This is a genomic window from Phytomonospora sp. NPDC050363 (assembly GCF_040655735.1).
In the GTDB taxonomy this organism is placed as follows: Bacteria; Actinomycetota; Actinomycetes; order Mycobacteriales; family Micromonosporaceae; genus Phytomonospora.
The window spans coordinates 331627-357375 of record NZ_JBFAKK010000007.1; the positions used below are offsets into that span (position 1 = coordinate 331627).

The 25749-nt window shown below is 70.2% G+C and carries 29 protein-coding genes and 2 pseudogenes; 17 read left to right on the forward strand and 14 right to left on the reverse strand.

What is annotated here, in order from left to right; genetic code table 11:
• Positions 1–19: 19 nt before the first annotated feature.
• Complete coding sequence (locus AB0I28_RS21350; protein WP_357495787.1) at positions 20–514, reverse strand: DinB family protein; 495 nt, start codon at positions 512–514, stop codon at positions 20–22.
• Positions 515–557: 43 nt separating this feature from the next.
• The gene (locus AB0I28_RS21355) at positions 558–1304 is read right to left on the reverse strand and encodes a MerR family transcriptional regulator (protein WP_357495789.1); all 747 of its coding nucleotides are present in this window, start codon (positions 1302–1304) and stop codon (positions 558–560) included.
• A 339-nt stretch (positions 1305–1643) separates the two neighbouring features.
• Here AB0I28_RS21355 and AB0I28_RS21360 point away from each other — a divergent pair, with 339 nt between their 5' ends.
• From AB0I28_RS21360 to AB0I28_RS21370, 3 genes are read left to right on the forward strand one after another with little or no spacing between them, the layout of a single operon-like run.
• Positions 1644–1871, forward strand: coding sequence for a phage antirepressor KilAC domain-containing protein (locus AB0I28_RS21360; RefSeq protein WP_357495959.1), 228 nt, complete (start codon positions 1644–1646; stop codon positions 1869–1871).
• A gap of 30 nt (positions 1872–1901) precedes the next feature.
• Positions 1902–2207 (forward strand): HNH endonuclease signature motif containing protein, encoded by a 306-nt coding sequence (locus AB0I28_RS21365; protein WP_357495790.1) that lies wholly within the window; start codon positions 1902–1904, stop codon positions 2205–2207.
• Entirely contained in the window at positions 2204–2401 is a 198-nt protein-coding gene (locus AB0I28_RS21370) for a hypothetical protein (protein WP_357495792.1), read from the forward strand. Before AB0I28_RS21365 ends, AB0I28_RS21370 begins: the two co-directional genes overlap by 4 nt.
• A 79-nt stretch (positions 2402–2480) precedes the next feature.
• On the opposite strand, the gene AB0I28_RS21375 is transcribed toward AB0I28_RS21370, so the two are convergent.
• A complete protein-coding gene (locus tag AB0I28_RS21375; protein WP_357495794.1) occupies positions 2481–3017 on the reverse strand; it encodes a hypothetical protein in 537 nt (178 codons plus the stop codon).
• Between the two features lie 38 nt (positions 3018–3055).
• Here AB0I28_RS21375 and AB0I28_RS21380 point away from each other — a divergent pair, with 38 nt between their 5' ends.
• The gene (locus AB0I28_RS21380; protein WP_357495796.1) at positions 3056–3493 is read left to right on the forward strand and encodes a hypothetical protein; all 438 of its coding nucleotides are present in this window, start codon (positions 3056–3058) and stop codon (positions 3491–3493) included.
• Positions 3453–5039, forward strand: a complete 1587-nt coding sequence (locus AB0I28_RS21385) for a terminase (protein ID WP_357495797.1) — start codon at positions 3453–3455, stop codon at positions 5037–5039. The genes AB0I28_RS21380 and AB0I28_RS21385 overlap by 41 nt, the downstream gene beginning before the upstream one ends.
• Positions 5040–5674: 635 nt before the next feature.
• Here AB0I28_RS21385 and AB0I28_RS21390 read toward each other — a convergent pair.
• Together AB0I28_RS21390 and AB0I28_RS21395 are read right to left on the reverse strand one after the other, a co-directional pair.
• On the reverse strand, positions 5675–6100 hold the full coding sequence (locus AB0I28_RS21390) for an Imm1 family immunity protein (protein ID WP_357495799.1): 426 nt from the start codon (positions 6098–6100) through the stop codon (positions 5675–5677).
• The gene (locus AB0I28_RS21395) at positions 6097–6816 is read right to left on the reverse strand and encodes a DddA-like double-stranded DNA deaminase toxin (RefSeq protein WP_357495801.1); all 720 of its coding nucleotides are present in this window, start codon (positions 6814–6816) and stop codon (positions 6097–6099) included. The genes AB0I28_RS21390 and AB0I28_RS21395 overlap by 4 nt, the downstream gene beginning before the upstream one ends.
• Before the next feature lie 175 nt (positions 6817–6991).
• On the opposite strand from AB0I28_RS21395, the pseudogene AB0I28_RS21400 reads away from it, so the two are divergent.
• A pseudogene (locus tag AB0I28_RS21400) lies at positions 6992–7426 on the forward strand (phage portal protein); the annotation flags it as partial.
• A gap of 105 nt (positions 7427–7531) precedes the next feature.
• Here the strand turns inward: AB0I28_RS21400 and AB0I28_RS21405 are convergent.
• The 4 genes from AB0I28_RS21405 to AB0I28_RS21420 form a co-directional block, all read right to left on the reverse strand.
• Positions 7532–8122 (reverse strand): hypothetical protein, encoded by a 591-nt coding sequence (locus AB0I28_RS21405; RefSeq protein WP_357495803.1) that lies wholly within the window; start codon positions 8120–8122, stop codon positions 7532–7534.
• Between the two features lie 112 nt (positions 8123–8234).
• Positions 8235–8486 carry a hypothetical protein gene (locus AB0I28_RS21410; RefSeq protein WP_357495805.1) on the reverse strand — a complete coding sequence of 84 codons (252 nt, stop codon included), beginning with the start codon at positions 8484–8486 and terminating at the stop codon, positions 8235–8237.
• A 96-nt stretch (positions 8487–8582) separates the two neighbouring features.
• The gene (locus AB0I28_RS21415; protein WP_357495807.1) at positions 8583–8804 is read right to left on the reverse strand and encodes a hypothetical protein; all 222 of its coding nucleotides are present in this window, start codon (positions 8802–8804) and stop codon (positions 8583–8585) included.
• The gene (locus AB0I28_RS21420; protein ID WP_357495809.1) at positions 8794–9066 is read right to left on the reverse strand and encodes a hypothetical protein; all 273 of its coding nucleotides are present in this window, start codon (positions 9064–9066) and stop codon (positions 8794–8796) included. The genes AB0I28_RS21415 and AB0I28_RS21420 overlap by 11 nt, the downstream gene beginning before the upstream one ends.
• A gap of 195 nt (positions 9067–9261) precedes the next feature.
• Between AB0I28_RS21420 and AB0I28_RS21425 the strand changes: the two genes are divergently transcribed.
• The 4 genes from AB0I28_RS21425 (at position 9262) to AB0I28_RS21440 (ending at position 11743) form a co-directional block, all read left to right on the forward strand.
• Complete coding sequence (locus tag AB0I28_RS21425) at positions 9262–10083, forward strand: helix-turn-helix transcriptional regulator (RefSeq protein WP_357495810.1); 822 nt, start codon at positions 9262–9264, stop codon at positions 10081–10083.
• Between the two features lie 39 nt (positions 10084–10122).
• Positions 10123–10308: a DUF397 domain-containing protein gene (locus tag AB0I28_RS21430; protein ID WP_357495961.1), complete on the forward strand. Its 186-nt coding sequence runs from the start codon at positions 10123–10125 to the stop codon at positions 10306–10308.
• 61 nt (positions 10309–10369) lie between these two features.
• Positions 10370–11236, forward strand: coding sequence for a phosphotransferase (locus AB0I28_RS21435; RefSeq protein ID WP_357495812.1), 867 nt, complete (start codon positions 10370–10372; stop codon positions 11234–11236).
• Positions 11237–11356: 120 nt separating this feature from the next.
• Positions 11357–11743 carry a DUF1707 domain-containing protein gene (locus tag AB0I28_RS21440; RefSeq protein ID WP_357495814.1) on the forward strand — a complete coding sequence of 129 codons (387 nt, stop codon included), beginning with the start codon at positions 11357–11359 and terminating at the stop codon, positions 11741–11743.
• A gap of 25 nt (positions 11744–11768) precedes the next feature.
• Here the strand turns inward: AB0I28_RS21440 and AB0I28_RS21445 are convergent, their stop codons facing one another.
• Positions 11769–13106: an AI-2E family transporter gene (locus tag AB0I28_RS21445; RefSeq protein WP_357495816.1), complete on the reverse strand. Its 1338-nt coding sequence runs from the start codon at positions 13104–13106 to the stop codon at positions 11769–11771.
• Between the two features lie 113 nt (positions 13107–13219).
• Here AB0I28_RS21445 and AB0I28_RS21450 point away from each other — a divergent pair, with 113 nt between their 5' ends.
• The 6 genes and pseudogenes from AB0I28_RS21450 to hemB all read left to right on the forward strand — a co-directional run bounded on the left by AB0I28_RS21450 (position 13220) and on the right by hemB (position 19852).
• Complete coding sequence (locus AB0I28_RS21450; RefSeq protein ID WP_357495818.1) at positions 13220–13561, forward strand: co-chaperone GroES; 342 nt, start codon at positions 13220–13222, stop codon at positions 13559–13561.
• A 378-nt stretch (positions 13562–13939) separates the two neighbouring features.
• Positions 13940–14668: pseudogene (locus AB0I28_RS21455) on the forward strand (redox-sensing transcriptional repressor Rex); the annotation flags it as partial.
• A 146-nt stretch (positions 14669–14814) separates the two neighbouring features.
• Positions 14815–16200, forward strand: coding sequence for a glutamyl-tRNA reductase (locus AB0I28_RS21460; protein ID WP_357495820.1), 1386 nt, complete (start codon positions 14815–14817; stop codon positions 16198–16200).
• An 88-nt stretch (positions 16201–16288) separates the two neighbouring features.
• On the forward strand, positions 16289–17239 hold the full coding sequence (gene hemC, locus AB0I28_RS21465; protein ID WP_357495821.1) for a hydroxymethylbilane synthase: 951 nt from the start codon (positions 16289–16291) through the stop codon (positions 17237–17239).
• On the forward strand, positions 17236–18816 hold the full coding sequence (locus AB0I28_RS21470; protein WP_357495823.1) for a uroporphyrinogen-III synthase: 1581 nt from the start codon (positions 17236–17238) through the stop codon (positions 18814–18816). Before hemC ends, AB0I28_RS21470 begins: the two co-directional genes overlap by 4 nt.
• Before the next feature lie 52 nt (positions 18817–18868).
• Entirely contained in the window at positions 18869–19852 is a 984-nt protein-coding gene (gene hemB, locus AB0I28_RS21475; RefSeq protein WP_357495825.1) for a porphobilinogen synthase, read from the forward strand.
• 292 nt (positions 19853–20144) lie between these two features.
• On the opposite strand, the gene AB0I28_RS21480 is transcribed toward hemB, so the two are convergent.
• Together AB0I28_RS21480 and AB0I28_RS21485 are read right to left on the reverse strand one after the other, a co-directional pair.
• The gene (locus AB0I28_RS21480; RefSeq protein ID WP_357495827.1) at positions 20145–20450 is read right to left on the reverse strand and encodes a hypothetical protein; all 306 of its coding nucleotides are present in this window, start codon (positions 20448–20450) and stop codon (positions 20145–20147) included.
• Positions 20451–20481: 31 nt separating this feature from the next.
• Positions 20482–21588 carry an alpha/beta hydrolase gene (locus tag AB0I28_RS21485; RefSeq protein ID WP_357495829.1) on the reverse strand — a complete coding sequence of 369 codons (1107 nt, stop codon included), beginning with the start codon at positions 21586–21588 and terminating at the stop codon, positions 20482–20484.
• Positions 21589–21722: 134 nt separating this feature from the next.
• Here AB0I28_RS21485 and AB0I28_RS21490 point away from each other — a divergent pair, with 134 nt between their 5' ends.
• The gene (locus AB0I28_RS21490; protein WP_357495830.1) at positions 21723–22349 is read left to right on the forward strand and encodes a GNAT family protein; all 627 of its coding nucleotides are present in this window, start codon (positions 21723–21725) and stop codon (positions 22347–22349) included.
• Here the strand turns inward: AB0I28_RS21490 and AB0I28_RS21495 are convergent.
• Positions 22346–23941, reverse strand: a complete 1596-nt coding sequence (locus AB0I28_RS21495) for a hypothetical protein (RefSeq protein WP_357495832.1) — start codon at positions 23939–23941, stop codon at positions 22346–22348. The genes AB0I28_RS21490 and AB0I28_RS21495 overlap by 4 nt on opposite strands.
• A 129-nt stretch (positions 23942–24070) precedes the next feature.
• The gene (locus tag AB0I28_RS21500) at positions 24071–25678 is read right to left on the reverse strand and encodes a metallophosphoesterase (RefSeq protein WP_357495834.1); all 1608 of its coding nucleotides are present in this window, start codon (positions 25676–25678) and stop codon (positions 24071–24073) included.
• Positions 25679–25749: the final 71 nt, after the last annotated feature.

Below are 25749 nucleotides of genomic sequence, written 5' to 3' on the forward strand. Positions count from 1 at the left end.
CGAGGGCTTCTAGCCGGCCCTACCTCCCCACCGCCCCGTCCAGCTGCTCCCGCAGGATGTCGGCGTGCCCGGCGTGCCGGGCCGTCTCCTCGATCATGTGCACCAGCGTCCAGCGCAGCGACGGCGGCGGCGTCTCGCGCAGCGACCGCTCGCCCGGCCGGTCGAGGTCGGGGTGGGCGTGGATGACCTTGTTGGCGCGGTCGACGGCCGCGCGGTAGCCGTCGAGCAGTTCGGCGATGGTCCCCTCGGCGAGGGCGTCGTCGTCCATCAGCTCGCCGGTGCCCTCGTAGGACCAGACGAACCAGTTGTGCTCGACGGCCGTCAGATGCGACAGCAGCCACGCGAGGCTGGTCCCGCTGCCGACGCCGGGTGTGCGGGCGTCGGTGTCGCAGACGCCGTCGACCTTGGCCATCACCGCTTCGCGGAGGTAGTCGAGGTAGACGCGCAGCGTCGTGGTCTCGTCGGCGTTGAGGCTAGGCGGCCGCAGGTCGCCGCGCGCGCTGGTGTCGGTCATGCCGGGACGCTAACGGCGCCCCGGCACGGTGTCCAGCCCGTCGTCATCCTTGGTACAGCCACACCCAGTTGCCGTCGGGATCGCCGACCGCCGAGCAGCGCGGCATGCCCTCGGGGTCGTGCGGGGCGACGAACTCGGCGCCGCCGCTGTCCAGCGCCTGCCGGTGCGCCGCGTCGAGGTCGTCGACGAGAAGCCCGAAGGTGCTCGTGCCGCCGGGCCGGTCGGCGTCGTCGCATCCGGTGGGGATCAGGGTGACGAGGAAGGAGTCCGCCCGCCCGTACTCGCCGAGGACGAGGGAGTAGATCTCCTGTTCTTCGACGCGCCGGACGATCTCGTGGCGCATGCCGAAGGCGTCGCGGTAGAAGTCGGCGGCCTTGCCGGCGTCGGTGACGGTGAGTTTGAGTTGCGCGGGGCGGACTCGTGGGGGCGGGGTGGGCATGGTGATGCCTCTTTCGAGTAGGTGTTCGGTGTCGCGGAGGCGGTCGGCGGTCAGCCGACGGCGGCGTTCGAGGGTTGCGTGGTGGTCGCGCAGGATCGCGGCGACGGCCTCGAGGTCGGCGCCGGGGGCGATGAGGGCGCGGATGCGGTCGATGGGCAGGTCGATCCAGCGCAGCGACGCGATGAGTCGGGCGAGCGCGATCTGTTCGCGGTGGTAGCGGCGGTAGCCGGTGTCCGGCGCGACGTCGGCGGGGATGAGCAGGCCGACGTCGTGGTAGTGCCGCAGGGTGTGGACGGTCAGGCCGCTGAGGTGGGCGAAGCGGCCGATGGTGAGGGGTTCGGGGGCGGACACCTTGTCACTGTGCGGGCTCGGGTAGCCCGAAAGTCAAGAGGTGGGGGCCTTAGCCGTGCCCGCCTGGTCTTCTGGATCGGGGACCAGGCGGGCGCTCACGATCCCAACCGATCCCGAGAGATCAGGTATCTCATGCACGCGCTCACCCCCTTCACCCACCCAGGCACCGGGCAGACGCTCAGCGTCATCGGCGACCCGGCCGCGCCACTCATCCACCTCGGCGACTCCTGCGCCACACCAACCCGTCCGTTGCCCGCCGGATGCTGGCCGACGACGAAGCCGCACAGGTCGACATGCGCGACGTATCCGCAGGTGAAACCGCCCTAAACTTCGGTACCCCTGCCGCCGGGAACACCCTCCGCCGGATGGGTCAGCCCTCGCGATGACCAGCCGTACCAGCGGCTCGTGAACCGGGGCTACATCACCCGCCGAGCGATCGCCTACACGACTCCCTACGGGAAGTCCGCCGCGAGCTGGCAACTGCGGATCACCCCCGCCGGACTCCGCAAGCTTCACTCCGACCTGACCGCCGAGCGCCTCCCCGCCCTGCCCACCCATCGCGGGTGAGCGCGCCCGCCAGTTCTGGGGGTGGTCGCTATGGCGTGGGAGAACTCCACCCGCCGTCAGCGACTCCCCCCGGACTGGCCGACCCTGCGCCGCTACGTCCTCGACCGCGACCACTGGTCGTGCCAGTGGCCCACCTCGACCGGCATCCCGTGCCCCGCGCCCGCGACCGACGTCGACCACATCGAACCCGGCGACGACCACGACCCGGCGAACCTCCGCCCCCTGTGCGGATGGCACCACCAGCGCAAGTGCAGCGCCGAAGGAGGCTGCGCCGCAGCCGCCCGCCGATCCTCGCGCCGACGCCCACCCGAACCCCACCCCGGAGCCATCACGTGAAGATCCGATTTACCTCCACCGTCGGCGGACGCACCGTCGGCGAGGTCGCCGACCTCGACCCCGACTCCGCCCGCTGGCTCGTGGACCACGCATACGCTGAAGAACTCGACACCGTTCCCGCCGTCGAGGACGCCCCGCGCCCCCGCCGAGGCCGACCCCCGAAGAACCCCCCGCCGCTCATCGACGGAGAGTGACCACCAAGGGTGGGGGACGACCCTCTGATCATGAAAACGAAGCCCGGACCGTCATAGCACCCGCCATCCTGTACAGGTTTCAGGGCCGCGAGTGATGACGGTGAGCACCGAGTTCAATGCGCATGCGGTCAAGAATCTGCCGTAGCACTTTGGTGCATGCTTCAAACTCGGCGTTGAGGGCGTTGAGATCGAGCTTCTCCTCACCGACCTCGGCGGACCTTGCCGAACGGAACCGAGAGAGGAACTCGTTCACAGCGCGCCTGAATTCCTGATAGAGCACCCCGATTTCGTGGCTCCACCAGAGGGCTTCGCTTCCTCCGACGGACGGCGGCAGGGCGTCGGGGAGATCGGGACGCTTCTTCCCGGCCGGCTCCTCGTGAAGCTTTCGGACGTAGCCGTGCGTGTCGATCACCCATTGTGAGAGTTCTTTGTAGACGGTCTCACGGCGCCGTTGCCCCCGCTCCTCTCGCACCACTTGAGCTTGATGTTCAGCCTGCATCCGGGCGACTGCCACCGCCGTCTCCTGCTGACGCTTGCCGGACTTCAAGGTGACGTAGACACCCGCCAGACCGAGAATCGTGCCACCTACCGTGGGAAGCCAGTCGTTCACCGCCATCCCCCCATAGTGGCCTGACCCTGCTCGGGGGTGAAGGCATGGGAACCCGTGGCCCTGTGCCGAAGCGCTCGACGCAGCGCCGCCGCCGCAACGCCGACGGCGTCCCCGATATCAGCCCACCGCCCGCGACGCTCGTGGAGGCGCCGCAGCTCGACTTCCCGGCTCACCAGCTCGCCGCCGACTGGTACGCCTCCCTCGCGGAGTCCGGACAAGCGCAGTTCTTTGAGCCGTCCGACTGGCAGGCTGCGCGCCTACTCGCCTATGACCTGACCCGGCATCTCAACGCCGGCCGCGTCTCGGCGCAGATGACCGCCGCGCTCTGGTCGGCGATGGGCGACCTGTTGACCACCGAGGCCGCGCGCCGCCGCGTCCGCCTGGAAATCGACCGCGACTCCGGCGACGAAGACGACCAGGCGGCGGGAGTGGTGGCCATTCTTGACGACTACCGACGCGCCCTCAGCGACGACACGGGTTGAGCCCTCTACCGGCGCGATCCTCACTGGCCCCGCCGGGCTCCCCGCCCGCACTCTCGGGTGGGCCGTCCTCGCGTGGACGATCAAGTACCTTCGCCAACCCGACGGCCCCGACGCGGGCAAGCCGTGGCGGTTCAGCGCCGAACAGGTGCGGTTCCTGCTGTGGTTCTACGCACTCGACGCGTTCGGGCGCTTCACCTATCGCCGTGCGATCTACCGCCGCAGCAAGGGCCACGGGAAAGATCCCCTAGCCGCTGCGCTGGCGCTGATCGAGTTCCTCGGTCCCTGCCGCTACGGCGGCACCACCGACGCGGGCGACCCGATCGCCATCCCGCACTCCTCGGCGTGGGTCCAGCTCGCCGCCGTCTCCGAGGCGCAGACCAACAACACCATGTCGTTGGTCCTCGGGATGCTGGAAGGTTCCCCCGCCGTCGAGGTCTACGGCCTCGACATCGGCAAGACCATCATCTACAGCCGAACGGGCAAGCTCCAAACGGTCACCTCCTCGCCCCGCTCCATGGAGGGCAACCGGCCGAGTTTCGCCCTCCTCAACGAGGTTCAGCACTGGCTGAGCAGCAACGACGGACACGCGATGGCCGACGTCATCCGACGCAACCTCGGCAAAAGCCGGGACGGCGCCGGACGGTCCGTCGAGATCTGTAACGCCCACGTACCCGGCGAAGAGTCCGTAGGAGAGAAGTCCTACGAGGCGTGGCAATCCATCGTGGAGGGCCGCTCGCAAGCGTCGGGCATCCTCTACGACTCCCGCGAGGCACCGCCGACCACGGACATGTCCGACCCGGTCAGCCTCCGCGCCGGACTCGCCGCCGCCTACGGCGACTCGGCCGCATGGGTCGACCTCGACCGCATCGCCGGCGAGATCTGGGACCCCGGCACCCCCGCGAGCACCTCGCGCCGCTACTACCTCAACCAAGTCACCGCCGCCGAGGACGCGTGGACGACCGCCCACGACTGGGACGCCTGCGCGCTCCTCGACGCCCTCGCCCCCGGCGACCTGGTCACCATCGGCGGAGACGGCTCCCGCTCCGACGACTCGACCGCACTCGCCGTCTGCCGCGTCCCCGACGGGCTACTAGACCTCGCCGCCGTGTGGGAACAACCCGACGGCCCCGCCGCCGCGACGTGGGAGGTTCCCCGCGCCGAGGTGGACGCCATGATGGCGCATCTCTTCGGCCGGTACCGCGTCCTCGCCGCTTACTGGGACGTCGCCGGATGGGAGTCCTACATAGACAAGTGGAGCGTGGAGTACGGCGACGTCCTCGCGGTGAAGGCGTCGAGCCGTTCGGCCGTCGGCTGGGACATGCGCTCGCGAACTAAAGAGTTTGTACAGCGCGGCGCCGAGACCATGCACGCCGCGATCCTCGACGGCACCTTGATTCACACTGGACACCCCGTCCTCCGTCGCCACGTCCTCAACGCCCGCCGCCGCCCGAACCGTTGGGGCGTCGGATGGGGGACAGAGCACCGGGAGTCCGCCCGCAAGGTCGACGCCCTCGCCGCCGCGACCCTCGCACGGATCGCACGATAAGACGTCCTCGCCGCCGGTGCCGACAAACTCACCGACCGGTCAGGAGAGGTGTGGGCGCTGTAGATCCGGGGGCGGCGGAAGAACGGGCGGGGTGTCAGTCGGCACGTCGTTGTTGGCGGCTGGGCTCAAGAATCCGTCGCGCCCGTTCACATACCAGCGATTCCCGTTGTGGTCAGTCCAGCTCAGATGATGCTGCTTGATCACCCTTGGCGCCATCCCGTTGTAACGAATGAGAGCCTTCGTGGATGCATCAAGTCTCGGGAGTATCCGGATGATCTTTGATCTAGTCCGTTCCCACTGGTCTGGCCGGTCGGCACGGTGGTTAGCGGTCCAGACCTCTCCGCATATGTCGAGGATCGGCCAATCACCGTGGTTATGAATGGCGACCATAAGTAGATGCGTCCGCCCTGCGACAGGTTTCGAGCCCACCACCTCAGGGGGCTGAAACTCGACCTCGACGAGACGAGCTTGCGCCCATGCGCGCTCACGCTCATCGGTCCGGCGCTCCCTGGATTCCTTCGTAGCGAGGACCAACGCCACTGCGACCGCCGCCGTCGTTGCGACCGCACCCCCGACCTGCCCCAATGCCGACAGAACGTCTGTCTACTTCGGCGTGTCTGCTGCGAGGAACTCGATCACCGAGCATCCTCCGGTTCCTGCCATTCGAGCACCGTTGGTCGGGCTCCTCCACTGGCGATGAATTCCGTGACGGCCTCGGCGGCAACGGTCGGCGGCACGGCCGCGTCGTCGTACGGGGTGGTCCGGTGTCCGCCGTAGTCGTAGGCCCAGTCATCCGGCGCCTCGATCGTGCCCCGGCTCCACGCGATCTCGTCAAAGCCCTTGTGCCACACGACGAGCGAGGCGCGCGGGTTACCCACGACTACCTCTAGGACGCGTTCGCCGATCTCCAACGACACCATCCCCGGTAGCGCCCGGCCCGTCCATTCGGCGGTCTCGGCGGCTAGCCACTCCTTGACTGCCGACGCCGGCACCTCCCGCGCGGCCTGGCGGACACCGCCGTACACCTTCACCGTCTCGACGGCGCTCACGTCCTCGCTCATGCCGCTACTCCTCTCCCATTGCCTGTGTACACCCTCGGGACTCCGCTCGGGCCGTAGACAGTCAGCGTCCATCCCTCCGGCAGCAGGAACGGCAACACCCGGTCACACGAGAAGGGCCGGTCGGCGCACACCTCATTGTTGATGTACACCACGGCATGCCGGATCTTCCGCAGGCGCATCAGCGCCGCCGCGTGCCCTTCGGCGTGGTCGGTTGCGACCGCGATTGCCGCGTACCTCGGCACCAACTTCGGGCCGCCCTTCCCCGGCCCCTCCCGCCCGCTCGACACATCCTCGATCCGTACTCCGCTCACGGTGGTCAACACACCGTCCGTGGGTGCCCTTCCGTGCTCAGGAACGGGGAGCCCGTCGAGGAACCGGCGATAGAACGGCGGGGGCCACTCGTTCGACGGAGCGACCTCGGGCTCTCGCGCAGGGAACACAACCGGGGCACCGCCGGTGATGTAGCCGACGTAGTCACCGAGGTGACTGGACGCGACCGTTACTGCCTGCACCGTTTCCCCTAGCCGAGCCAGGGCCGCCGCCAGTGCGACAAGTGCGGTTGCAGCCTCATGTCGCCCCGATCCGGCCCATGTCTCGCGGAGCGCCTCACGTGCCCCGCCGACGGCATCGGCCACCGCATGTAGCCCCGCGTCGACTTCATCGAGCCTCTGTCGTTGCGACTCGATCACGCCAGCCAACTCGCCGATACTGCCCACGCCCACCGCCCCCGCCCCATCGGGCCGAACTGAGGGGGTGACCGTATCGCCACCTTCGGACGGAAAGCCAGGGCAGCAGTGGTCGCGACCGCCCGCGACGTCCTCGACCTCCACTCCCGGGAACGCCCCCGGCTCGACCTGATCGACCGGTACCTACCGCCCGGACGGCCCGTACATGCCACGTTCGGCGAACCCGGAGTACCGAACCCTCGTCAAACGCTCCCGTACCCCCTTGCTCCCGCTGGTCGTCAACAACATTGCGCAGGCTCGCTACGTCGACGGGTATCGGCGGGCGGACCTTGTCGACCCGGTCCCGGCGTGGCGCTGGTGGCAGGTCAACGGCATGGACGCCAGGCAATCCGCGATCACCCGCGCCGCCGTTTCCTACGGGGCCGCGTACGTGACCGTCGTTCCCGGCGACGACCTCGACGGCGCCCGCGTCCCGGTCATCCGAGGCCACTCCCCGCGCCGAGCGTTCGCCCTCTATGACGACCCCGGCGACGACTGGCCCGTGTACTTCGTGCGCGTCGACCCGACCCGCCGAGGCGGGAAGACCGTGCGCATCGTGCGCCTGTACGACGACACTGCCGTACACACCTTCCATACCGGCACGTCGGCCGGCGACAACCCCGCACGTCGAGAGACACGCCGGACCCGGGACGCCCCGGCGGAGCGTCCCGGCGTGGTCGGTCACCCGTGGCAGCGGGCGGTTTCCTCAGGCGTTGCGTCGGTGGGCGTGGCTTCGGCGGCTCGAACGGGTCTCGCGGTGGCGTGGCGCGGCGGGGACCTCGGCGGTGAGGCGTTCGGGCCAGGTGAAGTCGAGGGGCTGGTCGGGGAGGAGGAGCCGCCACTCGTCGGTGAGGTCGCGCAGCGCGTCGACGGCCCGCTCGACTTGCTTGTCCACGTAGGGGAACGGGATCTGTGCGACGACGCCCCACGCTTCGCGGGCTGCGGCCGTCGGGTCGGTCGGGGTGGGGTGTTCGGCGAGTTCGTGGACGACGCCCGCGAGCACTTCGGCGAGGGTCAGGTCGTGGCCGTAGGCCTTGAGGATGCGTTCGCTGCGGGCCGCCGCGTCGTGGCGGGGGGTGCCGGAGACGACGCGCATGGAGTCGAAGAGGGCGCCGGCGGCGATGCAGCCGAAGACGCCGGCGGGGAGGGACAGTTCGCGTTCGGCGACGGCGTGGGCGAGGTCGTGCGGGGTTCGCCACTTGCGGTCGTGGGACGTCATGTCGAGGACCACGCCGTCGGCGCGGTGGAGGACTGTGCGTGTGCCGCCTCGTGCGGCCGGAAGGAACTCGATCCGCATGTATCGATGGTGGGGTCTACCGGCAGGTATTGCTAGAGGCTGAGCGGATTTTTGATCGAGGGGTGTCGATTTGCGTGAGTGAGGGCGGAGGGTCGCGGAGGGTGGCGGGCGCTCAGCTGTCGGGACGGAGGCGGTGGAAGTCGGCCCTGATCGCGCTCTGCTTTGCGTAGTGGTCTTCGAGGCGGTGGCGGCCGTGGTGGCGGTCCAGTTTGTAGGCGAGCAGGCAGAAGTAGCAGGTGCAGTACTTGGCGACGGAGAGGTCGCGACTGTGGGCGGCGCTGACGAGGGTCGCGATCGCGGCCGCGACGGGGAGTGTCGCCAGCAGGGTCGCGCCGACGATGAGTGTTACGTTCTCCGGTGACATGGTTTTTCCTTTCTGTGTCCAGGCGGCCACCCGGTGTTTTCGAGGCGACGGGCGGCCGCCGTTTTCGTGGGCGTCGCTCACCCGCTCGCACGGAGATCACGGCTCGGCGTGCGAGCGGGGAGATTCGTGGGTGGCGGTTGTGGTTGCGGTGGCGGCGGCCTCGGCGAGGGCGTCGACGGCTTGGCCGTTGAGCGCGCAGGGCCAGTGGTCGGCGCAGGTGCGGCAGAAGCCGTCCGGGCCGCGTTGGTGGGCGGCGAGGAGTCGCCAGGCGGGGTCGGTGCGGTCGGCGGGATCGGGTCCGGCCGGATCAGAGGGCACAGCGGGGTTCCGGGCAGCGGAGGTCGGCGACGGACGTGACGCCGATCCTCGCGAGGAGCCGCGACGCCCAGCGGGCTTCTTCCGGTGAGGCCGAGATGTGCCGCTTGGCGACGTGCACCGCCCACGCCAGGTCCTCGACGCAGCCGGATTCGCGTGTCGGGCAGGAGATGCGGTACTCGGCGAGCACGGCGGAGATCTGTTGACGGTGCGACTGGCCGAACCAGCCGGCAAGGCGTTCGAGCGTTGTGTCCGCATTGGACATGGGAGCCCCCACTCCACTAGTGACTATCCCCTTTGATCACTGACAGTCATCAGCAAACCACACTGTTTGGCGACGCGCAATATGTCTTGCGCGATTTTCTCCGGCGTGTCGCGAGGGGTGCCCGGATCGCGCGCCGGTTTAGGCTGAGCCGACTCGGAGGTGAAACTCATGGCTCCACGCACGGACCCATCGGCGATGCGCTGGCTCATCGGCACTGAGATGGCGCGTATTCGCAAGCAGGCGGGGATGACGCTCGCCGAGGTCGCGACGGCGACCGAGATCAGCAAGCCGAAGATCGGCAACATGGAGACCGGTCGCTTCCATCAGTTTCCGGAGGACATCGACCGCATCTTGAGCGCGTGCCGTGCCGACCGCCATGACATCGACCGGATCGTCAACCTCGCTTCGCAGCAGGATGCGAAGACGTGGTGGGCGCCTTGGTCCAACGTGGTCCCCGACTGGTTTCGCACCTACGCGGGCTTGGAGGGGCTGGCCGAGGCGGCGTTCATGTTCGAGCCGATGGTGATCCCGGGTCTGCTCCAGACCTCGGCGTACGCGCGGGCGGTGACCGGTGGGACGGGCTTCGTGCGGCCGGATCAGACCGAACGGTTCGTGTCGTTCCGGCAGGCCCGCGCCGAACGGCTCGCGGCCACAGACGAGTTCAGCCTGCACGCGGTCATCGGCTTGGCGGCCTTGCAGTTGGCGGTGGGGACGGTGGAGGAGAGGCGGGAGCAACTGCGGCACCTGCTCGCGGAAGGAGAGCGCGAGAATGTGACGATCCAGGTGCTGCGGCCCGAGGACGGCATGCATCCGGCAGGCGAGATTGGGCAGTACTTCATCCTGGAGTTCGCCGGCGCCCGCCCGATCGCGTACAGCGAGATGTTCGATGGGGCGATTTACGTGCAAGACGTTGACAGCATTGAGACTTACCGGATGGTGGCGGATAATCTTCGGCAGGTCGCGCAGTCGCCGGCTGCATCCGTCAAGACCATCAAGGGTCTCCTTGGAGCCCTGTAACCGAAGGAGTCTGCCGTGACCCCGCGAGACCTGAGCACCATGCGGTGGGTCAAGAGCAGCCGTAGTTCGAACAACGGCGCGTGTGTCGAGGTCGCGGAGCACGCTGCCGAAGTGCTCGTCCGCGACTCCAAAATCACCGGGCACGACTACCCGACGCTCTCCCTCCCCGCCGCCGCGTGGACGTCCTTCCTCACGGAAGTCCGCACCGGCCGCCTGGACTCCTAACCCCGCGTCTCTACCCCTCAAATCGCTCGCGCCCCAACCCCCCGTCCCCCAAACTCGGGACATGCTCACCACCGCCCCACCCGCCGCCGCCCTCACCTGGGCGGCCTCGGTTGCCGGCCCCCGCGCGACCATCACCGCCGTCACCGAACTCGGCGGCGGCATGCACGCGGCCACCCACCTCATCACCACCGAGAATCCATGGACCGAAACAGTGCTGCGGCGTTTCGAGCCCGGCGACGACGCCGCCGAACGCGAGGCCCACATCCTCAGCGCCCTCAGTATTCTCGGCGGACTTGACGGGTTCGCGCCTGCGCTATTGGCGGCGGATCCGGGTGGGGAACTGTTCGGCGAGCCCGCCGTCCTCATCTCCAAACTCCCCGGCCACGGCAACATCACCCCCACCGACCCCCTCGACTGGGCGACCCAACTCGGCCGCGCCCTCGCCCGCCTGCACGCGCTCCCCATCTCCGCAGGCTTCCGCGACCGCATCACCGAGACCAAACCCCCGCAACACCCGCACGTCGCGGAGTCGTGGGACGAGATGTCCTCCCAACCCCGCGTCTTCTCCCACGTCGACTACTGGTCGGGCAACACCGTCTGGACCGACCAAAACCTCACCGGCATCGTCGACTGGTCGGCCGCCGGCACCGCCCCCCGCGCCTACGACCTCTCCTGGTGCCGCGACGACATCATGCTCATCCACGACGACGAAACCGTCGCCGACGCCTTCCTGGCCGCCTACGAGTCCGAGTCGGGTACCAAAATCCACGACATCTTCCTCTGGGACCTCTGGACGGCAAGCCGCACCCTCGAACACGTCCACACCTGGTCGAAGGGCTACATCGACCTCGGCCGCCCCGACATGACCGGCGCCTTCCTCACCGCCCGCAAGTCGGCCTGGCTGGCCCGGCTCGACGCACGGATCTGAGCGGCCCTCCCGACCCTCCCGGCTCGGGCGACTCCAGCGATTCCAGCGGCGCTCCATTGTGGAGTTTGCACGGGGTCGTCACAATCGGCGATGACGTGCCCACGCCCTGAGGAGGCCGCGATGCCCCATCGACCCTCACGCATCGGTGATCCCGAACGCGCCCACGCCCGCCGCGTCCTCGACGAGGCCTACCGCTCGGGCTACCTGGGAGAAGACGAGTACCACGCGCGCCTCGACCTGCTCCAGGCCGCGATCTGGGACACCGACCTCGCCGACGTGATCGGCGACCTCGGCCTGGTCGGCGACCCCGCCCAGCAGGCCGCCGGGTACGGCTCGCCCGCCTACGGCGAGCCGGTGCAGCGCATCGACCAGCGTTTCCACTACTCCGAGCGTCAGCCGATCGCCCGCCGGATCTCCGAGGGCGTCGGCGCCGTCTGGTCGGTCATCGGCCTCGTCGCGCTGGTGGCCGTGGTGTGGTTCTGCTGCGCGGCCGTCAACGACCTCTAGCCGACCCGCACGGCCGGCCGGGCCCTCAAGCCCGCGCCGCCCCCGGCTCGGGCCCCGGGTCGAGCAGGCCTCCCGGGTCATCGGGGTCCTCCTCCACCGGTTCGCCACGCCTCGCCGACGGACGCGCCCGGATCAGGTGCCGCACAGCGGTGTTCGCCATCGCGACCAGCGGCACGGCGATCAGCGCGCCGATGATCCCCGCCAGGATCAGCCCGGCACCGATCGCCAGAATCACCGCGAGCGGATGGACCGAAACGGCCCTCCCGAGCAGCAGCGGCTGCAACAGGTGACTCTCGACCTGCTGCACGACGATCACGATGCCGAGCACGATCAGCGCGGTCACCCACCCGTCGGCGACCAGCGCGACGAGCACGGCGACGATCCCGGAGAAGGTGGCACCGATGATCGGAATGAACGCCGTCAGGAACACCAGCGCGGCCAGCGGGATCGCCAGCGGAATCTTCAAGATGACCAGGCCGAGGCCGATGCCGACGGCGTCGATGAAGGCCACCAGGATCGTCGCCCTCGTGTACGACACCAGCGTCCGCCAGGACGCGTGTCCCGCCGCGCGGAACGTCTCGCGGGCGTCTCCAGAGAGCGGCGCGGTCACGAAGCGCCAGATGCGGTGCCCGTCGCGGATGAAGAAGAAGGTCGTGAACAGCACCAGGAACAGGCCGGTGAGAATGTCGAAGACGACCCCGACACCCGCACCCGCCGTCTCCACGGCGGTACCGGCGGCGTTCTCCTTGTTCTCCGCGAACCAGTTGCCGACCATCGTGTCGATCTCGGCGAAGAAGTCGGCGATCTGGGCGTTGGTCAGGTGCAGCGGCCCCTTCTCGGCCCACACCTGGATCTGGCCGACACCGGTCTGCACGTTCTCGACCAGCTCGGGCACACCGTCGACGAACTCGGTGATGACGCCGGTGAGGATCCCGGCGACCGCGGCGAGCCCGGCGACCAGCACCAGCCCGGCGGCCAGCGACCTCGGCACGCGCCAGCGGACCAGCAGCGCCGAGAAGGGCTGGAGGATCGCCGCCAGCAGCAGCGAGATCAGGATCGGGATGACGACCAGGGCGAGCAGGTCGGCGAGGTACAGGAAGGCCAGCACCACCACCGACACGGCGATGATGCGCCACGCCCAGGCTCCGGCGACGCGCATGCCGTAGGGGACCAGGTCGAGTTCGGCCGAGGGCTTGTCGGGCGCGGGGGGATCGTCCTCTTCGGACGCCGCCTCGATCGCGAGGGTCAGCTCGGACTCCTCGTTGCGGCGGCGGGCCCGTTCGATCTGCTCCAGGTACGGGTTCTCGCGCAGGGCCTTCCACGCCTTGCGGGCCCTCCCGGCGGCCCGTTTGATTCGACTCACCGTCACCTCCGCCAGCCGTCGTCCCGGTGAAGCCTACTGGCCGTGAGCGAGGTCGTTACGCTTCCCCGCGCGCGGATCGGGGCCCCAGCGGGGTTCCGGTACGGTTGTCGATCGTGACCAGCGCTTCAATCGACCCCGAATCCGGACTGCCGATCCGTCTCCTGCACGACCGGATCCTGGTGCGCCCCGACGTCACCGAGGGCGAGCGTCGCTCGGCCGCCGGGATCGTCATCCCCGCCACCGCTTCCATGGGGCACCGGCTGGCGTGGGCGGCGGCGGTCGCGGTCGGGCCGCTGGTCCGCGCGGTGCAGATCGGCGACCGGGTCCTCTTCGACCCCGACGAGCGCTCGGAGGTCGAGCTGCACGGCAGTGAGTACGTGCTTCTCCGCGAGCGCGACGTGCACGCCGTGGCGGCGCCGAGGGTCGAGCCGGACGCCACGGGGCTCTACCTCTAAGGCGCGCGAACCCCCGCCGGGCGTGATCTCTGTGCAAGGTCACACCTGGTGACCAAGGTCGCGGTGATGCGGAAAAACAACACGCCACCGTTTCTTGCCGATGGCAGACATAAGCGGGCAATCCAGGTCATAATCATCGAGCAGCGTCCACCTCTCTGACCGCGATCAAGGCTGGAAGGCATTCGTGCCGCGGGGGCTTGTCCTCGATCGCGCCGAGTCGACTGGTGGGCGCTGCACTTCACCCCGCATTCATCGACGACCCTCAAGATCCCGATTTGTGCACGCGTTCACAAGCGCCTACGCTGGGTCCGCGGTGGCCCTGTGCGAGCGGCCGGGCCACGCCACGAGGGCGACAGATCGAGTGCATCCCGGAGACCCATGAGCCAGGACAAGCGCCAGACGGCGGCGGGCGTAGCCGGCGCGCGACGCAGGCCTACCCGTCCGACGCCTCCCGGCGACGAGTCCGCCCGCCTCCCCGCCCTCCCCGAGGCCACCGTCGCCCGCCTCCCCGAATACCTCCGCGCACTCCACTCCCTCGCCGAGATCGGCCGCGACACCGTCTCCAGCGAGGACCTCGCCGCCGCGGCCGGCATCAACGCCGCCAAACTCCGCAAGGACCTCTCCCAGCTCGGCTCCTACGGCACCCGCGGCGTCGGCTACGACGTGGAACTCCTCACCGGCCAGATCTCCACCGTCCTCGGCCTCGGCGAGGACCGCGCCGTCGCCCTCGTCGGCATCGGAAACCTCGGCCACGCGCTGGCCGGATACGCCGGCTTCGGCCCCCGCGGATTTCGCATCGCCGCGCTCTTCGACGTCGACGACCAGCGCCTCGGCGAGACGATAAACGGCATGGTCGTGCGGCACGTCGCCGACATCGCCGAGGTCGTCGCCACCGAGGGCATCTCCATCGCGATGCTCACCACCCCGCCGCACGCCGCGCAGCCTGTCGCCGATCTGCTCGTTAATGCAGGTGTGACGAGCATCCTCAACTTCGCGCCGTGCGTGCTCGCCGTCCCCGACGGCGTCGACGTGCGCAAGGTCGACCTCGCCATAGAACTCCAGATCCTGTCCTTCCACGAACACCGCAAGGCGAACGCGCGCACAGCTTCCCCTCAGGGAGTACCGGTTAAACCCGCACCGGTGAAGAAGAGAACGGCACCGAAGACGAGCTCCCTGCCGAAGCCGCCTCCCCCACCGAGGAACACGGCCCCGCCGCCCCCCGGCGTCGCCTTCTCAGACAGTGTGGTGAACGAATGAACCTCCTCGCCATCGGCGCCTCGCACCGGACCGCCCCGGTACCCCTCCTGGAACGCCTCGCCGTCACCCCCGACGAGCTCCCCGGACTGCTCAACGAGCTGCTGGCCAGACCCCACGTCGCCGAGGCGGTGATCCTCTCGACCTGCAACCGCGTCGAGATCTACGCCGCCGTGTCCGGCTTCCACGCCGGCCTGTCCGACATCGCCGGCGTCCTGTCGGCCCACTCCGGCACCGACGTCAACGAACTCGCCGAGCACATGTACGTCCGGCACGGCGCCGACGCCGTCGACCACGCCTTCACCGTCGCCTCCGGCATGGACTCGATGGTCCTCGGCGAGACCCAGATCATCGGGCAGCTGCGCACCGCCTACGAGAACGCGCGCGCCCACGAAGCCGCCGGACGCGCCCTGCACGACCTCATGCAGCAGGCCCTGCGCGTCGGCAAGCGCACCCACAACGAGACCGGCATCGACGAACGCGGCCGCAGCGTCGTCTCCGCCGCCCTCGAACTCGGCGCCGGGCGCGCCGGCATCGACGTCGCCGGAGCCTCCGCCCTGGTCATCGGCGCCGGAGCCATGGGCGCCCTCACCCTGGCGACCCTGCGCCGCAACGGCGCCGGACCCCTCCACGTCGCCAACCGCGGCCTCGCCCGCGCACAGCGCCTCGCCGAGGCCTACGAAGCCACCGCCGTGCCCTTCGACGCGTTGCGCGCCGCGCTCGCCGACGTCGACATCGTCGTGTCCGCCACCGCCTCCACCGGCCACGTCCTGCACGCGGCCGACTTCAGCGAACGGGTGTCGTCGAAGCCACAACTCATCCTCGACCTCGCCGTCCCCCGCGACGTCGACGCCGACGTCGCCGACCTGCCCGGCATCACCGTCCTCGACATGGCCGGACTCTCCGAAGCCCTCCACGCCCACGACGGCGGAGCCTCCGCGAGCGCCGAAGCCGAGGCGCGCGCCATCATCGACGCCGAGGTCGCCGCCTTCACCGGGCGCCTGCGCTCCGCCGAGGTCGCGCCCACCGTCGCCGCCCTGCGCGGCCGCGCCGACCAGGTCATGGAGGCCGAGCTCGAACGGCTCGCCAACAAGTGCCCCCACATGACCGACGAGCAGCGCGCCGAAGTCCGCCACACCGTCCACCGCGTCGTCGGGCAGCTGCTGCACCAGCCCTCCGTGCGCGTCCGGCAGCTCGCCGCCGAACCCGGCGGGGAGCAGTACGCCGCCGCCCTGCGCGAGCTGTTCGCCCTCGACGTCGCCGGACTGTCCGCCGTGTCCGACCACACCACCGCCGAAGCGTTGCAGGTCACAGCCGATGACGCCTTCGACTCCGCCGATTTGCCAGCGGGCAGTCCCGTGCGGCATGGTGTCGGTCTGCGATGACGAAATGCGAGCACAACGGGGGAATCGGAGTGAAGCACGCCTCACTCACCGCACCCCCTCACACCCCGAGCACACGGAGGAGGAGCGCGTGACCAGCATCAAGATCGGCACCCGCGGCAGCGCCCTCGCGCTCGCCCAGACCGGCATGATCGCCGACCGCGTCCGCGCGCTGACCGGACGCGAGGTCGAACTCGTCGAGATCTCCACCCCCGGCGACCGCAGCGACGCTCCCGTGAGCGAGCTCGGCGTCGGTGTCTTCACCTCCGCTCTCCGGGACGCCCTGACCGCCGAAGAGATCGACGTGGCCGTCCACTCCTACAAGGACCTGCCCACAGCGTCACATGAGGGTCTGACAATCGCCGCCGTCCCACTGCGCGAAGACCCCCGCGACGTCCTCATCGCCCGTGACGGAAAGACCCTCCTGGAGCTGCCCGACGGCGCTCGCATCGGCACCGGCGCCCCGCGCCGTGTCTCCCAGATCAACGCACTCGGCCACGGTTTCGAGTGCGTCCCCATACGCGGCAACGTGGACACCCGGATCGCCCGGGTCCTCGGTGATGACCCCGACCTGGACGCCGTCGTCCTCGCTCGGGCCGGCATCTCCCGCCTCGGCCGGCTGGCCGAAGTGACCGAGACCCTCGACCCGATGTTCGTGCTGCCCGCGCCCGCTCAGGGCGCGCTGGCCGTCGAGTGCCGTACGGCCGACACCACCCTGATCGCCGAGCTCGCAGGGCTCGACGACCGTGAAACCCGTGCGGCGGTGAGTGCGGAGCGGGCCCTGCTCGCCGCGCTCGAAGCCGGATGCAGCGCCCCCGTCGCAGCGTTGTGCGACATCGCCGACGCCGGTGACGGGGAGTTCGAACTGTACTTGCGCGGTGCCGTGATCCAGCTTGACGGTCGGCACGCCGTCAGGTTGTCCGACACCGGAACGCTTACCGCGTCCGACAACGCAGACGAGGTGGGTGCGGCCGTCGGCCGCAGGCTCGCCGCGACCCTGCTGGAGGAAGGCGCCGAATCACTGTTGGAGAGTGTGAGATGACCCGTGCCCGCAAGCTCGTCGGCCGCATCTGTTTCGTAGGTGCAGGCCCCGGCGACCCCGGCCTGCTGACGAAACGCGCGCTCGACGCGCTGTCGTCGGCCAGCCAGGTCTACTACGACCGGTCGCTGCCCGAGCCGCTGCTGAGCGCCGTACGCGAACAACTCGGCGAGGACGTCATCTGCCGTCCGGCCGAGGGCTCACCTTCCGACGTGGCAAAGCAGCTCATCGCGCACGCCAAGGACGGTGACCGTCCCGTGCGCCTCATCGGCGGCGACATCTACCCGCACGCCGCGATCGTCACCGAGGTCCGCGCCGTCTCCGAGGCGAAGGTGCCCTTCGACTCGGTGCCCGGCGTCAGCCACGCGGCCGCCGTCGCCGCCTACGCCGGGATGCCCCCGGCCGACTACCGCGCGCTCGTCGAGGTCGACGACGTCAACACGCTCGACCCGGCCACGCTCGCCGCGGCCGTCGGGCGCGGGACCCTCGTCCTGACCGTCGACTCCGGCGACCTGGGCGCCGTCCGCGACGTCCTGCTGTCCGGCGCCGTCGACGGCACCACGCCCGTCGCCGTCACCGGCGACGTCACCGGCGAGACCCAGCACACCGCCACGTCGACCGTCGACACCTTCGTCGAGGCCGCGCTCGGCTTCGCCGGACGCGTCGTGCTGACCATCGGCGCCGGCGTCCACGAGCGCGACGTGCTCGGCTGGTGGGAGAACCGCCCGCTGTACGGCTGGAAGGTCCTCGTGCCGCGCACGAAGGAGCAGGCCGGCGTCATGAGCGAGCGGCTGCGCGCCTACGGCGCCATCCCCTGCGAGGTCCCGACCATCGCCGTCGAGCCGCCCCGCACGCCCGCGCAGATGGAACGCGCCGTCAAGGGACTCGTCGACGGCCGCTACGCCTGGATCGTGTTCACCTCCGTCAACGCGGTGCGGGCAATAAGGGAACGCTTCGAGGAGCACGGGCTCGACTCCCGCTCCTTCGGCGGCGTGAAGATCGCCTGCATCGGCGAGGCCACCGCCGAGGCCGTGCGCTCCTTCGGCATCGAGCCGGAGCTGGTCCCGTCGGGTCCGCAGTCCTCCGAAGGACTCCTCGACGAGTTCCCGCCGCACGACCCGGTCCTCGACCTCGTCGGCCGTGTCCTGCTGCCCCGCGCCGACATCGCCACCGAGATCCTCGCCGCCGGTCTCGTCGACCGCGGCTGGGAGATCGACGACGTCACCGCCTACCGGACCGTCCGGGCGGCCCCGCCCCCGGCCGACATCCGCGACGCCATCAAGTCCGGCGGCTTCGACGCGGTGCTGTTCACGTCCTCGTCGACCGTGCGCAACCTCGTCGGCATCGCCGGCAAGCCGCACGCGCGCACCGTCGTCGCCGTGATCGGCCCGGCCACCGCCGAGACCGCCCGCGAGTTCGGCCTGCGCGTCGACGCCCAGCCGGAGCACTCGACCGTGCCCGACCTGGTCGAGGCGCTGGCCGAGTACGCCAGCGAGCTCAAGCGGCGCCTCGCCGAGGCGCCGGTGAAGACCCGCCGCGGCGCGAAGGTCCAGGGGCCGACCGCGCTACGGTTCCGTTAGACCCTGGGGTGCGCTCCCGCGTGGGGGCGCACCCTCCTTGGAGGTACGGCCAATGCCATTTCCCGCCAGCCGTCCACGCCGACTCCGCCGCACCCCCGCGCTTCGCCGGGCCGTGGCGCAGACCCGAGTTCACCCGGCAGACCTGGTGCTGCCCCTCTTCGTGCGCGAAGGACTCACCGAGCCGCGTCCGATCGAGTCCATGCCCGGTGTCGTGCAGCACACCCGCGACTCCCTGCGCAAGGCCGTGGTCTCCGCGGTCCACGCCGGTGTCGGCGGGATCATGCTCTACGCCGTTCCCGCCACGCGTGACGCCGACGGTTCCGGCGGCATCGACCCGGCCGGGATCCTCAACGTCGCCATCCGCGACGTCATCGCCGAGGTCGGCGACGCCACCGTGATCATCTCCGACCTGTGCCTCGACGAGTTCACCTCGCACGGGCACTGCGGAGTGCTGCGCCCCGACGGTTCGGTCGACAACGACGAGACGCTGGCCCGCTACGGGCAGATGGCGCTGGCGCAGGCCGAAGCGGGCGCCCACGTGCTGGGCGCGTCGGGGATGATGGACGGGCAGATCGGTTACGTCCGGTCGGTGCTCGACTCCGCCGGGGACACCGACACGGCGATGCTGGCCTACGCCGCCAAGTACGCCTCCGCCTGCTACGGGCCCTTCCGCGACGCCGTCGAGTCGGCGCTGGACGGGGACCGGCGGACCTACCAGCAGGACCCGGCCAACGCCGTCGAGGCGCTGCGCGAGGTGCGGCTGGACATCGCCGAGGGCGCCGACATCGTGATGGTGAAGCCGGCGTTGCCGTACCTGGACATTGTGGCCGCCGTGGCGGCCGAGTCCGAGGTGCCGGTGGCGGCGTACCAGGTGTCGGGGGAGTACGCGATGGTCGAGGCCGCCGCCGCGAAGGGGTGGATCGACCGCGAGCGGATGATCGTGGAGACGGTGACCTCGATCCGCCGCGCGGGCGCGCAGATGATCTGCACGTACTGGGCGGAGGAACTGGCGGGGATCTTGCGGGCCGACTACTAGACGCTCGGTTCAGGTTTTGCGTGTGGCGGGCGCCCTTGGGGGCGTCCGCCACACGCGTAAGTGGGAAGAGACTGGCAAAGCCGGTCCCGGGTCCAGGGACGGAGTTCCCGGGGCGGAGCCCCAGCAGGGTCTGGGACGGAGTCCCGGCGGGGGTGCTGGGGGCGGAGCCGCCCAGCCGGGTTGAGGTGGGGGACGCCATGCGCCGCAGGGCTGCCGGGCGGGCAGGTGGGCTGCCGAGTCGCTGAGCTGCCGGGCAGGGCCGCTACCACCGGTGAGGACGATCTCGGCCACGTCAGTCCTCGTCCGGCAGAGCCACCGGCGATTCCCGGGTGTGACCGTAAGCGGCGATCACGTCGTCCAGCGAGGTTCGCCGGCCCGAGTCGGTGGCGGCACGGGAGAGTACGAGAGCGAGATCGCGCAGGTCGGCGGCGGCGTCCTCCAGTTCGGAGAGCCGCGTGTAGCTGACCACGGCGGCGACCGGCACCTGGCGGCGGGTGATGACGAGTTCCTCGTGCTCGGCGTCGGCGACGAGGCGCGCGACACCGCGCTGGGAGGCTTCGGTGACCGTGAGCCGTCTGGTGTGATCGATCAGTGCCATGTGGTAACTGTGCAGAATCCTATATAGGTTGTCATCTCCGGTTCCCCGCACTCCACGTCAGGAACGCCACCACCCCGTCCGCCACCGCCCCGAACCTCACCGATGCGAAAAGGTCGAACCCGTGCTGCCCGCCGGGCAACTCCGCGTAGACCACCGGCACCGACGCCTTCCGCAACGCTCCCGCGAACCTCCGCGCCTCCCCGACCGGCACGACGGTGTCCTTCTCCCCATGCGCGACGAAGAACGGCGGCGCCCCCGACAACCGGGCCGCCGGCGGCGAGGTGGGCAGCCCGCGCGCGTCGCCGGCGTCGCCCCAGTACCGCCCGTAGAATCCGTACAGGCACACGACTCCCGCGACCGACGTGTCCGCCTCCTCGAACCCGCCCTGCGCCCGCGGGTCGTTCGGGGTCAGCGCGGTCAGCGCCGCCAGGTGGGCGCCCGCCGAGCCGCCCGCGACGAAGACCTTCGCCGCGTCGGCTCCATACGCCGGGCCCTCCTTGCCGACCCATGCGAGGACGCGCTTGGCGTCGGAGAGGTGGTCGCCGAAACGCGCCGACGGCCGCAGGCGGTAGTCGGCCGACACGCACACCCACCCCCGCCGCACCAGCCGGTGGAAGAGCGGCAGCGCCTCACGGCTGCGGCGGCCCCCGGAGTAACTGCCGCCGTGGAAGTACACGAGCACCGGCCGCCCGCCCTCGACCGGCCCGACCGGACGGTAGACGTCGAGCAGGTTCGCGAGCGGATCGTCGCCGTAGCGCACCGCCGTCTCGCGCACGACCCCTCGCGCGCGCCGGACGAAAGGCGCCGTCAGCGCCGCGGCCCACGCCACCCGCGGTCGGGCCGATATGCCGACCGCCGCCAGCGCCTCTCCGACCACCCGGGGCGTCCGCGCCGCCCGCACGACCAGCACCACGAGCAGCACCGCGACCAGCCCTGCCCACGCCATCGCGAGGGGGCCGGCGTCCGCCAAGACGGTCGTGACGGCCAGCCAGTAGAGCGCCGGGAACGGCAGCTCGCCGACCGGCAACCCCACCCAAAATGCCGCGACGGCCAACGGCCACGGTCGCCGTGGCGGTGCCAGGGCGGCCAGCGCGCAGCAGCCGACGAGCGTCGTCGACAACACGTACAGGACGATCACCGGCCTCGCACTCCGTCCCGGTCGTCACCCGACCGGCCGGCGGCCGGTCACAGGTCATTCGGCGCGGCGGGCCCGGCGGATGGGTCGCGCGAAAAGCCCTCGCGTCCGCGGCCGTTCGCGATCCATGCTCGACCATGCTGTCCGACGTCGCCGCCGAAGGCGTCCACGACCCCGGACTCATGCCCTTCGGCGTCCCCTGGACCGACGGGACGCCGGCCGAGCGGGGGCGCGCGGTCGTGAAGTACCACTGGTTCCTGCTCCAGAAGATCGAGGCGGCGTCCTGGACGATCCCCTTCGCCGTCTTCGATGCCGACGGCACGGTTCTGGGCATGCAGGACCTCGGCGCCCGCGACTTCGCGCTGACCGGCCAGGTCGGCACGGGCTCGTGGCTCGGGACCCGCTTCCACGGCGGCGGTCTCGGCACCGAGATGCGCGCCGCCGTCCTCCACCTGGCCTTCGAAGGGCTCGGCGCGCAGGTCGCCGTTTCGTCCGCGCACGTCGACAACCCCGCGTCGCTGGCGGTGTCGCGCAAGCTCGGCTACCGCGAGAACGGCACCGAGCGCGTGGTCCCGCGCGGTGAGCTCAACACGCTCCAGCGGCTGATCGTCGACCGCGAGTCCTGGGAGCGGCACCGCACCGTGCCCGTCGAGATCCACGGCCTCGACGACGAGGTCCGCCGGATGCTCGGTATCCCCGACGACGCGGGGCCCGCCGACACGACGTCGACGGGCCCAGCGGGGGAGTTACGGGTAAGGCTCTAGCCCGTCCCGTCCTTCCTCTTCGCCAGCAGGTAGATCCCTCGCCCGGCCACGATCGTGGCGATGCCGACCGCGATCAGCGTCAGCACCCCGCCGGTGCCGGTCAGCGGGAGGTTGCCCGAGGTCGGCGCGACGTCGTGCCTCTCCCCGGGTGCCTGCTCCGGTTCGGCGGTGGCGCCGCCGGTGTCGTTGTTCCCGTCGGCGTCGGTGTTCTCGTTGAACACCACCATCTCGGGCACCGCGACGGCCGCGCTGAGCATGCCGATCCCCGCGTCGAGCACGGGAATCCTCGTGTCACTGCCCGGTACCTTCGCGAAGACCTGGATCCGCATCGACGACGCCTCGGCGACAACGGCTCGCGGGTACACCTTGGCCTCAAGGTGGCCGAGGCTGATGCGGACGGTGAGCACTTCGTGCAGGTCGAGGGCTCCGAGCGCCTTCCCTTGCGGCACGGGCAGAGCGGCCACGCCGAGGTCGGGGCGGCCGAGGTCGTCGAGGCCGAGGTCGGGCAGGCCGGTGCCCTGGAGACCGTCGACCGGCAGGCTCGGGTCGAGCGCGATCGGCAGCTCCGGCACGCCGATGCCCTCCAGCTTCGGCTGCGAGCCGAGGCCGGGCAGTCCGAGCTGCGACAGCAGCGGGGAGATCAGGCCGGACAGCGGATTGCCCGACAGCGGGCCGCCACCCTCCAGAATGGACCGTGACGGAAGACCGAACTCCACCGACTTGTCCGGGGAGTCGAGGCGGACGGTCTTGCCGCCCGGCTTCTCGATCTCCAGGATCGGGGAGTGGTAGTCGACCGAGGCGTTCTTCTTCGAGCCGTCGGTGACGACCTTGAGGCTCGGCGGGCTGAGCAGGCGGATCCGGCTCTGCGCGGGCGATCCGCTCATCAGGAGCAGCTCCTCAAGGCCGGCCGAGGCGTGCGCCGCGACGCCCTCCGTGCCGCCCTTGGTGCGCACCAGGTCCGCGCCGGTCCGGCTGAACGCCGTCGACGGTACCCCCAGCAGGCTGGGCGCCTTTCCGCCGGAGATCAGCGGCACGCCACCGGGAAGCACGGCGATGTCGCTGACCTCGCTGTTGGTGCTGGTGATCGGGCCGACGCCCTCGCCGCAACCGAGGTGGCGCGACCAGCGGGCATGCGCGCTGACCTCACCGGCGCCCGAGCGCAGCAGCGCGAGGTCGCGGGAGACGACGGCGTCGGTGACCGCCTTCGTGTTGTGCGGCGGTGCGCTCTGCGTGACCGCTTTCCCCGGTACGACGGGAACCGGGAGCTTGTCGAGCGGCAGGTCGCCCTGGAAGAGGTCGGCGGCGGCGCGGGCCTTGGTGGCGCTCATGCCGGCCACCGCGCTGCTGCTGGTCGACAGCCGGTTGTCGCTCAAGGGCGGCAGGTCGACACCGAGCGAGCGGACGTCCAATGTGGACACACGCAGGAGTTCCGACCCGCTCGCGGCGAGGATGTTGGGAGTGGTGCAGGCGGCGTGCGAGGCCGTCGCGGGCAGGGTGAGCCCGGACACCGAGAGGGTGAGCGCGGCTGTGCCGGCGGCGATCCTCCGTGTGTACCGAGCCAGGGGTCTGAGGTGGACAACTGAATTGCTCATCCGGTCCTTCCGTTGCGCCGGTTGGGGAGTGGACGAGGGCCCTCACCAGACGCAACGAGAGAGTGATGAGAGGGTTACGGCGCGCAGCCGAAACCCTCGCTCACTTGTCCGAATTGCAATGTTAAGTGATCAAATGGATACAGGTGGTTCGATGAGTGTCACCGGAATCCGCTTGGCCGGAACGATCCACGACGTGCCCGGTTCGGCGTCGGGCACGGCCCGCCATCTGCGGTTGATGCGCGGAACGGCGAGCGGGTAGATCGTCAGCTCGCCGGCACCGGTGATCCGGATGCGCACGAAGCCCTTGGCGTGCTCGATCGACTGGCCGGCGAACAGTTCGTTCTTGTTGATGCCGAGCAGACCGGCGATGTAGAGGTAGATCGTCACCAGGATCCCGCCGCCGGCGACGGCCACCGGCAGGTCGGCGAACAGCCACCACGCGTCGATGCCGAGCCGGTGCCAGACCACCACGGACAGCACCGCGAAGGCCAGATGCGCCGTGCCGTGCAGGAACCCGGCGACCAAGTTGCGCAGCCGCCACGGCCCCAGGCTCGGCCGCGCGAAGATCAGCGAGATCCCGTACAGGACGACTCCCGCGCCGACGGCGGTCGTCGGCGGGCCGAGCAGGGCCAGCAGCAGACCGAACTGCAAGGCGCCAAGGACACCGACGAAACCGGGGTTGCGGAAGGGAAGCCGCCAGAAGACTCCGAGCGCCCAGCCGCGCGACTCCGCGGACGAGGGGTAAGTCGTGCGCTGCGTGAAGCTCGCCGGTTCGCTGGCGTGGCGGGCCGTCGAGGCGCGGTTGGGCAGCTCCACAGTGGATGGAAGCCCGTGGGTCGCCGACAGGTAGGCGCCGCCGCCGCCGGAGGTGACCAGCTGACGGCCCTCATCCTCGGTGGCGTAACGGGAGTAGTGGTGCAGGTCGCCCGAGAGCATCAGTGGAACAGCCGCGCCGGCCGGCGTGATGATCGTGCGCACCAGGTAGTCGACGGTGTCGTACTGGCGCGGATCGTCGCAACTGAGCACCCAGGAAGGGCGCGGGAGGCAGAGGATCACCTTGTCGCCGGGGGCGAGTTCCTTTGCCGCCGCCTCGAAGTAGGCCAGCTGCGGGTCGTCGATGTAGGCCTCGGTGTTGGAGTCGATGGCGTACATCCACCAGCCGCCGGGCAGTTTCAGGGCGAAGTAGCTGCGCCGCTGGTTCGTGCGCCGGCCGCCGATCGCGCGCCGGTGGCCGAACATGCGCAGGAAGGCGGTCAGGCCGTCGTACCAGTCGTGGTTACCGGGCAGCGCGTAGAGCGAGTCGGTCGCCTCGACGCCGTCCACGCCCGGATGCGAGGCCTGGTAAGGGCCTTTGCAGCGGTCCTCGTAGTCCTGCCACGACGCGGTCGGATACACCTGGTCGCCGCCCATGACCAGCACCTTGGCGCGCGGGAGGACGAAGTCGTCGACGTCCAGCGTCGGCTGCCCCGACAGATAGGCCACGGTGTAGGTGGAGTCGAAGCCGTCGCCGAGGTCGGCGACGTAGTCGAGCCACAACTCGTCCTCGCCGGAGTGGTCGAAGGCCTCCTGCTCGAACTGGTGCTGGAGCTCGCGCTTGTCGAGATAGGCGCCGAGCAGCTTCGCCAGGACGACCCGGACGGCCGTGCCGAGAAGTAAGAGCGGGGAGAGCCACGCGACCCTTGGCCGGGGCGTGAAGCCGAGCTCGTCAGGGGTGAGGTTGCGCGGGCGAGGGGTCACATGTCCATTGTGTCTCGCGGCGTGGCGGCCGTCACGATGGCGGGTTGGGTGTTTCGGGTGCTCGATGCCGC

Bases quoted from the DNA above. Each gene is read 5' to 3' on its own strand.
- AB0I28_RS21350 (WP_357495787.1), bottom strand. From the start codon at position 514: ATGACCGACACCAGCGCGCGCGGCGACCTGCGGCCGCCTAGCCTCAAC.
- AB0I28_RS21425 (WP_357495810.1), top strand. From the start codon at position 9,262: ATGCGCTGGCTCATCGGCACTGAGATGGCGCGTATTCGCAAGCAGGCG.
- AB0I28_RS21405 (WP_357495803.1), bottom strand. From the start codon at position 8,122: ATGCGGATCGAGTTCCTTCCGGCCGCACGAGGCGGCACACGCACAGTC.
- AB0I28_RS21390 (WP_357495799.1), bottom strand. From the start codon at position 6,100: ATGAGCGAGGACGTGAGCGCCGTCGAGACGGTGAAGGTGTACGGCGGT.
- AB0I28_RS21460 (WP_357495820.1), top strand. From the start codon at position 14,815: ATGAACCTCCTCGCCATCGGCGCCTCGCACCGGACCGCCCCGGTACCC.
- AB0I28_RS21440 (WP_357495814.1), top strand. From the start codon at position 11,357: ATGCCCCATCGACCCTCACGCATCGGTGATCCCGAACGCGCCCACGCC.
- AB0I28_RS21375 (WP_357495794.1), bottom strand. From the start codon at position 3,017: ATGGCGGTGAACGACTGGCTTCCCACGGTAGGTGGCACGATTCTCGGT.
- AB0I28_RS21430 (WP_357495961.1), top strand. From the start codon at position 10,123: ATGCGGTGGGTCAAGAGCAGCCGTAGTTCGAACAACGGCGCGTGTGTC.
- AB0I28_RS21490 (WP_357495830.1), top strand. From the start codon at position 21,723: ATGCTGTCCGACGTCGCCGCCGAAGGCGTCCACGACCCCGGACTCATG.
- AB0I28_RS21435 (WP_357495812.1), top strand. From the start codon at position 10,370: ATGCTCACCACCGCCCCACCCGCCGCCGCCCTCACCTGGGCGGCCTCG.
- hemB (WP_357495825.1), top strand. From the start codon at position 18,869: ATGCCATTTCCCGCCAGCCGTCCACGCCGACTCCGCCGCACCCCCGCG.
- AB0I28_RS21495 (WP_357495832.1), bottom strand. From the start codon at position 23,941: ATGAGCAATTCAGTTGTCCACCTCAGACCCCTGGCTCGGTACACACGG.
- AB0I28_RS21480 (WP_357495827.1), bottom strand. From the start codon at position 20,450: ATGGCACTGATCGATCACACCAGACGGCTCACGGTCACCGAAGCCTCC.
- AB0I28_RS21420 (WP_357495809.1), bottom strand. From the start codon at position 9,066: ATGTCCAATGCGGACACAACGCTCGAACGCCTTGCCGGCTGGTTCGGC.
- AB0I28_RS21470 (WP_357495823.1), top strand. From the start codon at position 17,236: ATGACCCGTGCCCGCAAGCTCGTCGGCCGCATCTGTTTCGTAGGTGCA.
- AB0I28_RS21410 (WP_357495805.1), bottom strand. From the start codon at position 8,486: ATGTCACCGGAGAACGTAACACTCATCGTCGGCGCGACCCTGCTGGCG.
- AB0I28_RS21380 (WP_357495796.1), top strand. From the start codon at position 3,056: ATGGGAACCCGTGGCCCTGTGCCGAAGCGCTCGACGCAGCGCCGCCGC.
- AB0I28_RS21365 (WP_357495790.1), top strand. From the start codon at position 1,902: ATGGCGTGGGAGAACTCCACCCGCCGTCAGCGACTCCCCCCGGACTGG.